Source organism: Fusibacter ferrireducens, from assembly GCF_015352425.1.
Classification (GTDB): domain Bacteria; phylum Bacillota; class Clostridia; order Peptostreptococcales; family Acidaminobacteraceae; genus Fusibacter_A; species Fusibacter_A ferrireducens.
The window spans coordinates 177,535-191,693 of record NZ_JADKNH010000004.1 but is presented as its reverse complement, the minus strand read 5'-3'; the positions used below and the strand labels follow the sequence as shown (position 1 = coordinate 191,693).

Below are 14,159 nucleotides of genomic sequence, written 5' to 3'. Positions count from 1 at the left end.
TATACCGACACTTTGCAATCAGAATTTTAACCACGATGGTTGCAAATTCAACAATTATTTTGGGTAGTTCCGTTAAAGACTTTAGTATAAATAAGTGGTTCCGCAATTTGCCTTGTCCTATTGTAAATATGGATGAGGTTTTTTATACCCAAAATTGCATATTTATGCTGAAATAAGAATAAATATACTGCTCAAATGATTAATCCAACTATAAATTATGGAGGTCTTATTATGAAACTAGAAACTGGCACTGTCAAAAATAATGAACCTGAAACCATTCAACAAGTTTCAGGTAAGATTGTAGCATTTGAGAGAGAGGATACATCCTCATATGACTATCTAAAACCTTCTGCCAACTATTTTGGTGCAGGTTTAAATAACTTAACTTCCTATCTTGATGATTAGAGAGCTAGATCCCATCAATCTAGCTCTTTTAAGCTAAAAAACTCTAAACTTCAGTGGTTTAGAGTTTTTTAGTTTGCAATTGCTAATTAAAATTTTTTATCGATCTAGGGTTATCCTTTTAAATCTAAGGCTCCAATTTAATCGTAAATGAAGCATCTTTGATTACCTCTATGTCTGCCATTGTATCTGTTGCAAAATAAAGTGCGCTCTTTGGATCATCTTCAAAGACCAGTGTCAAAATACCATCACGGCTTTCATCACTGTAAAAGCCATCCGATTCTATGCTTTGCTCCAGCACTTCATTTTGGTCATTGTATAAGTACAGCCTATACCTGTAAATATCATACAAGATGCCCTCTGTTGTAAAGGCCACATACACTTTACCGTCTCGTCGTTCCACACTGTTAATGGTAAGTACATTTTCAGCGTCAGGCTTTAATACCAGAGGCAATTTGCCTTCATATTTTAGAGGTTCTGTCCTTGGGCTTTGACCCATTCTTCTTTTCTCATAATAAGGTATCAAAGTGAGTGCTTTAACGCCTTCTTGCACTGCCGAAAAATTGACCTCACCTCTGTTCTTTTTAAAGAGAGCATCTATTAAACTGCCCGTGCCATACCCTGACATTTCTTCTACCAATGCATTGCCTCGGTCATCCACGATCAATATTTCCAGCGGCTTTTCTCCTTTACATTTGTATTTTAAATATGTGGTGAGAGGCGTTATGGTGATATCCTGAAAATACATTTTTATATCCTTATAGGTTATATTTTTATTGATCTTATAAGTGATCGTCTCGCTTTCAATAGCCGCCTTCGAAATGGCAAAGTCAAAGACCCAAGGCCCTTTTATCACCTTGTTCTCTCCATTGTTATCTTGATATGAGAAATTTTCATATACAATTTTCATATTAATTTGTGAAGGGATTTTAACGTCATGCACATCTATGGTAGCAATATCCACTAAGGTATGTGCATCCCTATACGATCCAACACCACTGCTGCTATAAGATCTCAGCATACCACCATTGACAAATACCGTTGGAGGTGTCGTATAAAAAGTTTCATTGTATGCCTTTTCACTTTCTATTGTGGTTGCTATTCTAAGCTGGTTACTGTCTAGCATTACCTCATTAAGCGTAATTTTGATGCCCTCTTTTTCTGAGGACTTATTGATCACTGCCGTGTATTGATCAAAGAGGTCGTTTCCATATCCTGTTATATCTTTAATAATACTCCCCACCACAGGGATGCTCGTCGCAAAAGTTGGATTTATTTTAAAAGAAATAAATGTTGCAGTGAATACAATGCACAAAAATACAGCGGCGATTTTTGAACCTTGAATAAATAGGCTTTTTCGTCTTCTAATCTGCCCATGTACACTTCTTTTAATCTTTTTTCTATAAAGTTCATCTAGCGAATTTTCTTCAAACTCATCTAAATCTATTTCGGCTTCATTAAGAAGTTCATATATATCTTTCATCTATTTGTTCACCTCTCCAAAAACAATTGACTTAAGCTTCTTTCGCCCTCTGCTCAATCTGTTATTTACAGCCGCTCTATTCATGCCCACATGAGCTGCGATTTCTCCTGTGCTCTCTTCCTCAAAGTATCTTCTGATAAAAATTTCTTGATCTTCTTGATTTAAATTAGAAAGCAATTGGATCAGCTCGGCCCGCGTTTCTTTTTCTAAAACAGGGTTTGAAGTTAAGTCCTCTTTTCCAATCTCAGATGGATTGTCCAGTGTCATTAAGTCTTCATTGTGTAATTCTCTTATTAATCTACGCCTATAATCTATCGCCTTATACTTTGAAATAGCTGCGATCCAGCTTTTAAAGCTATTGGTTTTATTGAATTTATAAATGTTATCCCAGATCGCCAATAAAACGTCATTGATACATTCTTCAACACGCCCACTCCCTTTAAATTCTAAAAGTGTTTTCGATACAATAGAATAGATTAGACCACCATACTGATCAACTATGTAGTCCAGTGCTTTGGGATTTCTCTTTTTAAGCTGTGAAATCACATTCTGTTCATTTACTTTCATTAAATTATTTCTCCTCTCAATAAGAGCTCTTATATGTATTAAGTCGAACTGAAGCTTTATTTTATATCCAGATTTTATTATTTTATACGAAAAATTTTTAAATAGAAACCTTTTTTAAGTGTCAAACGCGCAAAAAGAGCAAGCCTCAACTTATCCCCATTGATTCTGCTCTGATCTTATGTGCTCTTATTCTGATCTTATATGCTCTTATTTTATACACTCTAAAATTGATCCTCTAAAAATTTATAAGATATTATCATCTTCATTGATTTTTTTTGCCCTCATCTTCCTGAATTCTACAATAGGTAAGTCTCCTTGTATCAGCCTCTCATGCATTCGGTATTCGGAATATTTCGGTTCTTGTGTGAGTACCACGCGTTTATCTTGTCTCAAAATAATGATGCTCAGCCAAATCCCAAGCTTATTGACGAGCTGCTTCAACACAGGCACTTTTATAAAACGCTGATAATACCTTATGTATACCACCGTGTTTTCTTCATCCACCGGCACAAAGGCCGCAAATATGCTCAGCTTATTTGAAATAATATTATGCCACAGGTTTGGAAGTTGAAATTCAAGTGCATTGAGATTTCCCAAATCTTTGACTTCGCTGGGTTTAAGGGGGCTATTTTGTCCATTATCCACATCTGCTTTTACATAGAATTTCATATAATCATCGGTTGATTCAACCACAGGGCCATGAATCACAGTTTTTTGCCCCCTACCGATGGTCGTACGATGCACAAAGGGTAAATGCACCACATCCAATTGATTTTCTATTGCTCTCGTGTAATGAACAGACCATTGATCCTTAAATTCACTATAAGAATAATCTGCTCCTAATAAATCTTTAAAGACAACGGGTTCACAGTCAGGTTCAAAGAAATCCGATCCCCACCACAAGTAAACCATGCCGCCAATTTCACGAGTTCTGTAACTTTTAACCTTATAGACATCAGGTACTTTAAAATTCGAACCATTTGCTGGTATCTTGATCACTTTGCCATTTTCGTCATAGACAAACCCATGGAAGGGACACGCCAAGCAACCCTCATGAACTTCTCCCAATCCAAGAGATGCCCCCCTATGACAGCATCGATCTTCTAAGATGCAAATTTTTCCTTCTTTATTCCTAAAAGCGACTAACTTTACACCCAATCTCTTAACGGTAATTGGCCTCCCATCAGGAACTTCATGTGCACTTAACACTGCATACCATTCATTTTGGATCATGAGACACCTCCTAAACTTTCCATTTCACTTAAGTAATACCCTTTGATTTTAATTTCTTTCAGTTTTTCTACAAAACACTTTTTTTAGTGTTTGTTTTGACAACTGACCCGAATTAAAGGTATAATATTACAGTTGAGAATGGTTTTCATTTGTAGTATTTTTTAGCGAGGAGCGTTATCCATGCATAGATTTTTACAAGACTTTCAGTTATTAACTCAAGTTCGCTTATTCCAATATCCTAATGTGACGCTCAACTGTGAGTTGCCCTATGACGACAAGACGAATACAAGAATTGTTTCAGATGTAAAAAATACTCAAAATACCAGTTTAAAAGGCATGTCTTTTATCATTTACGCAGTCTATCCGCAATGCTATTTTTTGATCTGGCCCAATTTATTTGACTCTGATAATCCTGTCATTGTTTTTTCAGAAGTTTTCCATGTGATTGAAAGCAATCAAGACCATCAAGTTATATGTTGTGAAAAATGTAACCGTATCATTGACACAACAGTGTTTAAATCTGCTTCTCATGATTATTTGCGTATTTTAGGTGAACAGCTCATCATCATGTTCCAGAAAAACAAGCCCCCTATTAAATTTAATTATGACTCTAGAAGCCACCATTCAAACCAAAGCTGTGATATGCTCTGTGAAAATGTTATTTTAAACGAAGTTCACAGTGAAGATCATCCTGAGACAATTGATAATCTCATCAGAAAAGTTACAAAAGCAATTGTTGGCGAAGACTATGATCATGCACGAAATTACTATTATAAAATTCTCCATCAAATTAGATCTTCTGTTAATGGCCTTTTGCCACATAAAACATTACAAGGTCGGTTTGCATATATTATGACGGCAATGATCTATGAACTCGTGCGGTTACGGCCCAATCTCAGTGAGAATTTATTTCAGTTGCATCAAACGGCTCTAATCCAGTTTATAGAAAAAGAGCATTATAGCAATCAACTTATCTTCGCACAAAGTTTTTTAGAAGTTTCTATCAAACTGTTGTCCACTGTCCAAAATACAGATACTTCTTACAACATCCAACAATTGCTTCAGATCATTCATAAAGATTATGCTCAAGACATAAAACTTAAAGACATTTCTGTTAAACTCCAAGTTCAACCGTCCTATTTGTCGAGACAATTTAAGAGAGAAGTGGGTATTACTTTTCGTGATTATTTAGTGGCCTATAGACTGAAACGTGCACTTTTGCTCATGGACATCACCAAGCATTCTTTAACGGATATTGCGCTCACAGTGGGATTTGACTCCAGCACTTATTTTTCAACCTGTTTCAAAAAAATTTATAAAATGACACCTAGCGAATATAAAAAGAAGTGTATTACATAGCATACACTTCTTTTGGATGATCCATTTTATTTTCAACTTGAGTCGTTTTTAAATTCAATAGTTTCTGATCAATAAGAGTAGCACTGTTGCCATAAGCTTCAACGATACCATTTTGTAGCAATAATGTCCTATCCGAAATTTTCCTTGCTAAATATAAATCATGCGTAATATAGATCATCGAAAAACCAAACCGATTTTGCATCCCTTTGAGCAGTTTCACAAGATTAGCCGCACTGGATGGATCTAGCATTGCCGTAAATTCATCCGCTATCAAAAGTTTGGGGGACATCAACAGTGCCCTTGCAATTGCTATACGCTGCTTTTCGCCGCCACTTAACGTGCCCGCCTTTGAGCTTAAAAAAATTTCATCATTTGGCAAGTGTACGTTTCTGAGCATTTTTCGGATGCATTTATGCGCTTTATGCTTGCACATCGTGCGATTCTTGCGCATGGGTTCAAAAAGCACCTCCTCAATACGCCAATCTGGATTCATTGCCGATGAAGGGTCTTGAACAACAAGTTGTATGCCATTCTCCATACTCATAGCTTTTTGTGGATTGATCTCACACCCTTCAAAATAAACCCGCCCTGCATCGCTCTTTTCAAATCCGGAAATGAGTAAAGCCAGTGTCGACTTTCCTGAACCAGAAGGTCCAATTATCGTAAGGACTTCACCTGCATTCACTTCAAATCCCACATTGGAAACCGCCAAGACTTGACGTTTGCCCACATTATACTTTTTAGACAAGCCTTCTACATTTAACAAGGTGACAATACCACCTCGACCACACGACGTAACATGCCCCTGATTTAATTCAAGTGCCTGTGGTACAAACGATTGACACGCCTTTTGAGCTTGAAAGCACCTTGAATAAAAGGGACATCCCGTGGCACCTTGCTCACGGATTAATTCAGGAATTCCCCAGATGTCTTTATAGGCATCCATCTCCCAAGATGCACCTAATAAGCCTTTTGTATAAGGGTGTTTAGGCTGTTCCAGAACGTCTTCAGTTATCCCATATTCCAACGGATAACCTTTGTAAAGAACATGAATTTCAGAACACAATGCCTTGATTATATTCATCTCATGTGAAATGACAATCAATCCAAACTGTAATTTTGCCTGTAATCGCTTCAGTAATTCAACAACCTGATATTTGGCTTCTGGATCTAAAGACATTGTGGGTTCATCTATAATCAAAAGTTCAGGGTCGCAAGAAAGCGCCATTGCAATGAGAACCTTTTGCCGCATTCCCCCAGACAGCTGATGCGGGTAGGCATCCCACCACATTTGATCCAAACCTACTTCTTCTAATAGCAAAGTGGCCTTTCGCCGTGCATTTTCTCTGGATAAGTTCAAATGTTTTACAATGGGTTCAGAAACTTGCTTATATACTTTCATCATTGGATTCAGAACATTCAGTGCGTTTTGGAATACTAAAGCTATCCTTTTCCATCTTATAAAGTCCCAATCGTTCATTTCATCCCAGGATAAACTCTTATTTTGAAATATGATTTCACCCTCTATATGCGCTTTTTCGTGTAGAAGTCCCATGATTGCATGTGCAATGCTGGACTTTCCACTTCCCGATTCTCCCACAAGGCCCACGGTTTGGCCTTTGAATACTTTTAAATTAAAGGATTGGACCGCTCTATTTTCTTGTCCATTATATTGAATGGACAAGGCATTAACCGTTAGAATACTCTGTTTCATTTCACCACCTCAAATTCTTTACTCAATATCATTAATGAGAGAATCAACCCCATCAATGCAACCAGCGGGGACAGCACCCACCACTTCCAAAAAGGAGTAAAATAAATCCCTGGAAACGCCATTGCTCGATTCAACATCATCCCCCAACTCTTTGAAGTTGGATCACCTAGCCCCAAATAAGCCAAACTCGCCTCCATTACAATACTCCTACTCATAATCTTAATAAAAGATAAGCTCAACAATTCCCTTAGCGCAGGGTAAAAATGCTTTAAGAGAATTGTCATAAACGAAGTTCCGAACAGGTTGGAATACGTCATGTAATTTTGGTTCTTTATAAAAATCACACGTGATCTTACCATCCGAGCGATTTGCGTCCACGATAAAAGTGCGAGTACTAAAACCATGGAAAAATAGCTTGCGCCTAAAAAAGCGCCAAATAAGATGAGTAGTATCATTTGAGGCATGCCCGTTATAATATCGCAAATCGCCATTAAAACGCGATCCAATGCACCGCCAAAATAACCTGATGAGACACCAACCATCGTCCCCAAGACAACTGCAAATAGAGCGCTTAATCCTCCTAGCAAGATACTGTAGCCACCGCCATGACATAATTGTGCAAATATGTCCATACCCAAATCATCCGTCCCTAAAATATGCTCTAGAGAAGGTGCCGCTAAAGAATCATTTGTTACCACACGGTGAACATTGCCGCCAAATATTGTATAAGTCAAAAATAGGACTATAATCAATAAGAGATATAACCTATAAATTTTCATGATTGCCTCGCTTATTTGTCCTCTTATAAATCAAATCTGCCAAAATATTAAAAAATAGAACTAAAATTGCAACATAAAAGAAAACACCTTGAATCATAACATAGTCTCTTAGCGATACGGATTCACGCATTAATCTCCCCACACCTGGGTAAGCAAACACATTTTCCACTAGAACTGCACCGCCAATCATCATGCCAAGCCGCATAAATACCCGCGCTATAATTGGAGAAAATGCATTGACCAACACATGATTTATCATCACACGTCTCTTGGATAATCCCTTTGCCTTTGCAGTCTCAACATATGGCTCTCTAAGCACGGCAATCATACTCTGCCTTCCCAGCAGGAAAAAATCTCCAAGACTTGATAAAATGAGCACAAGACAAGGCAGTGCCGCATGCGTCCCATAATCAATAAACCACTCTAGCACATTATCATATTCAGCAAAGGCCGTGGCGCCGCCGGATAGAGGGAACCACTTTAGCTTTGCTGAAAAAATAAAGAGCATCAATAACCCAAGCATAAAATCGGGCACTTCAGAAAGAATCGTCATAATACGTATGAGCATACCATCTAAAAATTTTTTTGTTCCAGTATAATATGCCGAAATCATCCCAAACGCAGTTCCAATAATACAACTTACGAATAGAGAAATGACCACTAAGGCAAATGTCCAAGTAATTCGCTCAATAATCATTTGGCGCACTGGCCTGTTATAATAAATACTATTTCCAAAGTCTCCCGTAATAGCTCGTCTTACATAATCCACAAATTGTTCTCCCAGTGGCTTATCCATTCCATAATAAGCTCTATAAAATTCAATTTGATCTTCTGTGAGTGTCACAGTCACGTTGCCCTCTTCCACAGAAAGAAAATCAAAAGGATCTCCTGGCATGAGCCTTGGTAAAAAGAAATTGATGACCAATACCACTATAAGTGTTCCAATAATTTTCCTAATCATTATTCTCTTACAACATAGGACAACTTATTGTGATCTAACTTGCTATGATCAAACCGCGCAAACCATCCATCATAATATTCTTGACGATACACAAAATTGTCATCATTACTATATAGCATAATCATAGGCACATCTTCTGCAATAAGCTTTTGCATTTCAAAAATCATTTCTTTCCGTTCAGCGCCGCTTTTTACAGTAGCTTGTGCTGTGGCAAGCCTTGAAACTTCTTCATTGTAGTAACCTTTAAGAGTAGCCGCATTTAAAGCTGCTGTATTCGAAGATGCATTTCCATAAATACTTCTCAGATAATCTGGATCGCCACCCATACCGCCTGAATTAATAAGCAACAATTCATAATTCCCTTTTTTTACGGCTTGGTCACGCGTCTTACTCTCTACACTTTCAATAGTCACTTCAACGCCAATCGCTTCAAGATCTATTCGAATAAGTTCGGCAAGTTTCACCTCTGCCGGTGCATTGCCCGTTAAAAGTTTAAAACTCAATTTTTTGCCCTCTAAAAGGCGCTTACTTTTTGCCATATCATAGTCGTAGGCTTCAATGTTGGGATTATACCAAGAACTCGTACTTGGAACATAACCCATGCTACTGATCTCCGCTGCACCTCTTGCAATTTTATCGATAAGAGATTTGCGATTGATGCCATATGCTAAAGCCTTTCTAACTTCTACTGATTTCAAAGCATCTACAGCATCCATGTTCATCATGAGGCGATAACTGTGATAAGATGGTAGATTTTGAATGGTGTATTTAGCATCACTTGAATATCTCGCCAGTAGATCGGGGGCAATATTGATCAAATCGATTTCTTCGTTTTCAAAGGCCAACACCGAATCACTTACAGGCACCCATTCTATTGCCTCAACAGCGGGTTTTAACCCCCAGTACTCATCAAAAGCTTCATATCGATATTCGCCTTTGACAGCATCATAATAGGTCATCTTATAAGGTCCAGATCCCACCGCTGCATCTTCCGCTTCATACGCAATTGGATCCTCTACGCTTTGCCAAATATGTTTTGGCAAAATTCTCGCACCGCCAAGTCTGGATAGATACGTATTATCATGAGTATTCACCTTAACATCAAAAGTCCAATCACCCGTTTTTTCTACAGATTCTACAATGTACGTCCCATTTACAATTAGATTATTTAAAACCGGCGTATGCTCTCTATAATAATCAAAAGTAAAGATCACATCCTCTACCGTTAATGGCTCACCATCATGCCAAACCGCATTGTTCACAAGGTCAAATGAATAAGTCAAACCACTTTCATCGATGCGCCAAGATTTTGCAAGCCATGGCACATAGTCATCCGCACCGCTTTCCAGAAGAGAATCATATAAAATTTGCATTTTAGACATACCGGGACCCCGCGTATGATGTCTAAAGGGATTTGGTATGCCTGTGTCTGAACCTGCTAGCCTAATCACTGGACGCCCTTCAGCGCTCTCTTTATCTTGATCCGTCTCTTGTACCGTTGACGCTTCTTCGGATGCAACAAGTTGATCCGTTTGAGTCACTTCTTGCGCTTTATTACTACAGCCAACTGCCATTAATAATATACCAACTGCTATTAATACCATTTTAAATTTTTTCATTGATAGACTCCTTCTCTAACTTCCAAATAATAATAGCCGTTATATTTTTTCTCGTAATTTTACAAATCCCCTCTTGGCTAAATTTCTCGATTACATCATATTGAAAGTTTCTTTCATCAGAGGGCATCACAGTATGATCCACATATTTTTCTCTTGCTTGATTGACAGTCATTTCAATATTTTTTTCTTCAGAGAACAATTTGATTTCTGGAGAAAAGTTTCTTGACCATAGATCGTTAAACAATTTCTGTACAAATTCTCGATTGTTATGGGGATCTCTTTTGCGTTCAAATTTTTTTCCTTTCTCTTGGTTGTAATCTTTCATCTCCCTCTGAATAAAGGTCTTCAGTGAATCTGTCGAAAGGATATACTGATTAATGGCACAATACTTTTTTGAGAACTGCATCATTTTATTAACCCCTTCAATAGACTGCGTGGCAGGGCACATCGATGAAAATACTAAATCGAATTTTGCTTGAAGATTCACTATTTCAGTATGCTTCCCCCAGTCTAATTTTGAGAATTCAATATTTTTAAGCCCCTGTGCCTCTGCATTTTCACGTGCATACCTGAGCATATTACTTGAGATGTCGGTCATGAGCACATGTGCCATTCGCGCTCCAAATAATAAAGCATAACGTCCTGAACCGCCACCAACATCCATAACGGTTTCAATATCAACAAAGTTTTCGCCTAAATACTCAACAATTGCTTCTGGAATGACTTGGATCTCACTTAACTGGTTTCTGTTAAATTGAAAAGCTCTTTGATCCCATCTTTCTTCTTGACTGTTTTCATATGTTTTTTCTGATTGATTTACCGATACCATTTATGTGTTTTCCTTTCTTCTTTTGTATCGATAATGATAATCCTTCTCAACAAAATGTGCTTTAAATAAAATGCACTTTCTTTAATTTTATTGCAAAAATGCTTTTAAAATTATAAAAAGCTCACAGTCTTTTACAACTATGAGCTCTCATAAATCATATTTTTTATCAATCATTCAACTGCTGTGCCCACATTCTGAGCACATCCAATCTTGCACCTTTAGGATGATCACTGTGTTCTGAATCGCCACAAGAATAATCTTTCAAATTGTCGCAAGGCATTTCATCACATTGTCCACAGTGCATGAGTCCTTTCTCTTGTGCACAATGTGCAATGGGGCATTTCCCATAGAACGGGTTGCCATTAGAGGCTATACACCCTTTGCAATCGTTAGGTTCTTTAAAATCGCAACTGTTGCACATCAACCCACATCGGCTCGTAATTTCTGTGATTTCATCGATACCAAATTTATAAACCTTTCTGTCCACCCACATGGAAACCCTCTCTGTAGTAAACTTGATCACGCAATATTCTGGATCTTCAATACCACTAGGGAAATGATCGATAAACCAGTCAAGCCATAATGCTTTTTTAACTGCCATATCAGTGATGATCTCGCTCTTACCCACTAGTGAAATATTATCTCCATCCGCTCTAAAACAGACCGATGATTTTGCATTTCTCAGAATTGAACTCGCCATATTGCCACTGGTATCTGTGGAAAAATAGATTTCCATAATGCCATTTGATTTGACTCTAGATCTAGTGGCCACATTAGGATAACCATTTTCGTCCAGTGTGGAAAAATAGCCAACCTCGCACACATCGACGATATCCGATGCTTGCTTAAAAATATCCGTATACATCTTTTACCTCCTCAAATTGAAGTACTTTGCATTTAACTCCTAAGTCATTCTTATGATCAGTTTATCATACAGAACATGACAGCTATATGTCATGTTTAAAAAGATTACTCAAATTGCATCACATTTTCTTTGAGTTTTGCAATAAGAGACTCTGGTTTGATCACTTTTGCCTTATTCCCAAAGCTGAGGAGCCAACTGATGATGTAGCTTTCATTGGTATAGGTGCCTTTAAAGTGAAGTTTACCTGCTTCTGTTTCCACATAACAATCCGGTCCATAACTTTCCACCAATAGATAGGCGACACTTTTATCAAATAAGACTTCAAGTGCGTTATGATCCGATAGATGACCACCCAGTTCCAGATCTTTTTGGCTGATCTTTCTGGGTTCAAAGGTTTGATCGAGTACCCTAATCGACCATAACCTGTTGAGTTTAAACACGCGCATGGCCTCTTTTTCTATACAATAAGCCAGAAGATACCATCCAGACCATTTGTACATGATCTTATAAGGCTCTACCTGCCTAATTTCACACCCTTTAGGACTATAGTAGTCAAATGCTATGAGGTTGTGTGCTCTGATGGCACTCTTGAGATTTTCGATCTTATCTGACAAACTGTTTTTGTAATGTGATGCCAAATCTATAATCATGTCGCTTTCATCATCACAGAGTCTTGATTGTAGATGCTTATGTACATGTTCTTTGCTAATGCTCTCTATCCCTTTGAGGCCTGCGACAATATCCTTTAATTCTTCCTTCTTAAGGATGCGTTTATCGATGGTGTATCCCTCCATCAACGAGATGCCCCCATTTTTGCCCTGAGTTGTGACGATGGGAATACCCGCTAGACAGAGTTCATCAATATCGCGATTTATGGTTCTTCTGGACACTTCAAAGCGCTCAGCTAACATAGGAGCGGTGAGGGTCTTATACTCTGTTAGAAGGTTTATAATGGCTAGTTGTCTGTCGCTTTTCATCGTTTGACCTTTCGTTTACATAAGAAAATGCTTTTTTACAGGCATGTAGACTTCACTTTCACATCCATAAAATAAATAGAAGAAAGAAAATCATAGTTTCTCCCTTAAGTTTATCACAATAGAGGACAAACCTAAAAACTAAACTATTATTAGAGTGCCAAAAGTCAAAGTTGGGCCCTCTCTACTCTATGATGTCGTTTACGGAAAGTACTCGATGCAGCAGATGGTAGAGAGGACTGACTTTTGACACTCTAACTGTGATTTCTGGATAGATCTATTGGTTATAATCTTTTACTTCAAAGTATTGTAAATGATCGAAGTTGATATAGTCAAATCGATTTAAAAATGGACTGACATTGTAATTCTTATCGATGATGTAGAAGGGCTTGGTATTGGCAACACTGCCACTCTTAGCTTCATACCAATTGATAAAACTGTAGATTTCATCAATCGGCATATCGTATTCTTTTTCTAACCCATCTATTCTCAACATTAAAATCGCTCTATTGCCTTGGAAGGTATTCGGATTACTAGACCCCATAGGTGTTGCCATCACTTCATTTGAATTCGTTTCTACGTCATCATTACCCATAGAAGAAACCACATAATAATACGTCACCCCGTTTGTTGCTGTTAAATCCACATAGCTTGTGGTTTCACTGGTATCGATCACCGTGTATGGTCCCCCAGCAGTCGTGCTTCTTTTTACATTGTATGCAGATGCGGTTGTGGTCGCTATCCATGATAGTGAAACTTTAGAATCGCCTGCTTCCGCTTGTAAAGTGATTTCTTGAGGAATTGGTTCAGCTGATGGAGTGTATGCTTTTGTCGAAGTGCTCTCAACAAAATATATTGTATCACCTACTACTGCAACCTCATAACTGTAAGGGGGGATAGGCATCGATTTAGTACTTGTCCAAGATTGATTTATAGTGTCATATTCTTCTATATTTGTGGCATTAAGACCTCCTACTATATAAATTTTCTCATTTATCGTTACACATTTAAATTTTGACGCTTCTTAAACATAGACGCCTTTATTGTCCACTCATTTTCACTTGGGTCATATTCTTCTACTGAGTTTAGAACAAGTGAAGCATTTGCATCGTTATTCCCACCCAAAACATATATTTTATTTCCTAATGTAACTGCTTCAAAATTTCTTCTCGCTATATTCATAGATGCTTTTATTTCCCAAATATCTGTTATAGGATTGTATTCTTCTACAGTATTTAAATATTGACCCCCTATTCCACCAATCGCATAAATTTTCCCATCTAATACAACCACTTGGTGACTGATTCTCTGAAAATGCATCTGCGCCTTAACTTCTCAAGCACTCTCTCCTTCCGAATACCCAATACCATTTAC

Annotated in this window: 14 protein-coding genes; 2 read left to right on the top strand and 12 right to left on the bottom strand. The window is 37.8% G+C overall.

From position 1 onward, the window contains the following. Nucleotides 1-231: 231 nt before the first annotated feature. The gene (locus tag ISU02_RS07855; protein WP_194701262.1) at nucleotides 232-405 is read left to right on the top strand and encodes a hypothetical protein; all 174 of its coding nucleotides are present in this window, start codon (nucleotides 232-234) and stop codon (nucleotides 403-405) included. 124 nt (nucleotides 406-529) lie between these two features. Here the strand turns inward: ISU02_RS07855 and ISU02_RS07850 are convergent, their stop codons facing one another. From ISU02_RS07850 to ISU02_RS07840, 3 genes are all read right to left on the bottom strand, one after another. Further along, the gene (locus ISU02_RS07850) at nucleotides 530-1,885 is read right to left on the bottom strand and encodes a DUF4179 domain-containing protein (protein ID WP_194701261.1); all 1,356 of its coding nucleotides are present in this window, start codon (nucleotides 1,883-1,885) and stop codon (nucleotides 530-532) included. Then, entirely contained in the window at nucleotides 1,886-2,452 is a 567-nt protein-coding gene (locus ISU02_RS07845; protein WP_194701260.1) for a sigma-70 family RNA polymerase sigma factor, read from the bottom strand. Between the two features lie 243 nt (nucleotides 2,453-2,695). Further along, a complete protein-coding gene (locus ISU02_RS07840) occupies nucleotides 2,696-3,685 on the bottom strand; it encodes an aromatic ring-hydroxylating oxygenase subunit alpha (RefSeq protein ID WP_194701259.1) in 990 nt (329 codons plus the stop codon). A 180-nt stretch (nucleotides 3,686-3,865) separates the two neighbouring features. On the opposite strand from ISU02_RS07840, the gene ISU02_RS07835 reads away from it, so the two are divergent. Next, nucleotides 3,866-5,044: a helix-turn-helix transcriptional regulator gene (locus ISU02_RS07835; RefSeq protein ID WP_194701258.1), complete on the top strand. Its 1,179-nt coding sequence runs from the start codon at nucleotides 3,866-3,868 to the stop codon at nucleotides 5,042-5,044. Here the strand turns inward: ISU02_RS07835 and ISU02_RS07830 are convergent. The 9 genes from ISU02_RS07830 to ISU02_RS24110 all read right to left on the bottom strand — a co-directional run bounded on the left by ISU02_RS07830 (nucleotide 5,037) and on the right by ISU02_RS24110 (nucleotide 14,105). Continuing rightward, complete coding sequence (locus ISU02_RS07830; RefSeq protein ID WP_194701257.1) at nucleotides 5,037-6,758, bottom strand: ABC transporter ATP-binding protein; 1,722 nt, start codon at nucleotides 6,756-6,758, stop codon at nucleotides 5,037-5,039. The genes ISU02_RS07835 and ISU02_RS07830 overlap by 8 nt on opposite strands. Further along, complete coding sequence (locus ISU02_RS07825; RefSeq protein WP_194701256.1) at nucleotides 6,755-7,537, bottom strand: ABC transporter permease; 783 nt, start codon at nucleotides 7,535-7,537, stop codon at nucleotides 6,755-6,757. Before ISU02_RS07825 ends, ISU02_RS07830 begins: the two co-directional genes overlap by 4 nt. Continuing rightward, a complete protein-coding gene (locus ISU02_RS07820; RefSeq protein WP_194701255.1) occupies nucleotides 7,524-8,498 on the bottom strand; it encodes an ABC transporter permease in 975 nt (324 codons plus the stop codon). Before ISU02_RS07820 ends, ISU02_RS07825 begins: the two co-directional genes overlap by 14 nt. Next, entirely contained in the window at nucleotides 8,498-10,117 is a 1,620-nt protein-coding gene (locus ISU02_RS07815) for an ABC transporter substrate-binding protein (protein WP_228727754.1), read from the bottom strand. The genes ISU02_RS07820 and ISU02_RS07815 overlap by 1 nt, the downstream gene beginning before the upstream one ends. Next, entirely contained in the window at nucleotides 10,104-10,946 is an 843-nt protein-coding gene (locus ISU02_RS07810; RefSeq protein WP_194701254.1) for a class I SAM-dependent methyltransferase, read from the bottom strand. The genes ISU02_RS07815 and ISU02_RS07810 overlap by 14 nt, the downstream gene beginning before the upstream one ends. 166 nt (nucleotides 10,947-11,112) lie before the next feature. Beyond that, complete coding sequence (locus tag ISU02_RS07805; protein ID WP_194701253.1) at nucleotides 11,113-11,811, bottom strand: pyridoxamine 5'-phosphate oxidase family protein; 699 nt, start codon at nucleotides 11,809-11,811, stop codon at nucleotides 11,113-11,115. Nucleotides 11,812-11,915: 104 nt separating this feature from the next. Next, on the bottom strand, nucleotides 11,916-12,788 hold the full coding sequence (locus ISU02_RS07800; protein WP_194701252.1) for a helix-turn-helix transcriptional regulator: 873 nt from the start codon (nucleotides 12,786-12,788) through the stop codon (nucleotides 11,916-11,918). Nucleotides 12,789-13,062: 274 nt separating this feature from the next. Then, on the bottom strand, nucleotides 13,063-13,689 hold the full coding sequence (locus ISU02_RS24115; protein WP_267459418.1) for a hypothetical protein: 627 nt from the start codon (nucleotides 13,687-13,689) through the stop codon (nucleotides 13,063-13,065). A gap of 95 nt (nucleotides 13,690-13,784) precedes the next feature. Next, complete coding sequence (locus tag ISU02_RS24110) at nucleotides 13,785-14,105, bottom strand: Kelch repeat-containing protein (protein ID WP_194701251.1); 321 nt, start codon at nucleotides 14,103-14,105, stop codon at nucleotides 13,785-13,787. Between the last annotated feature and the right edge of the window lie 54 nt (nucleotides 14,106-14,159).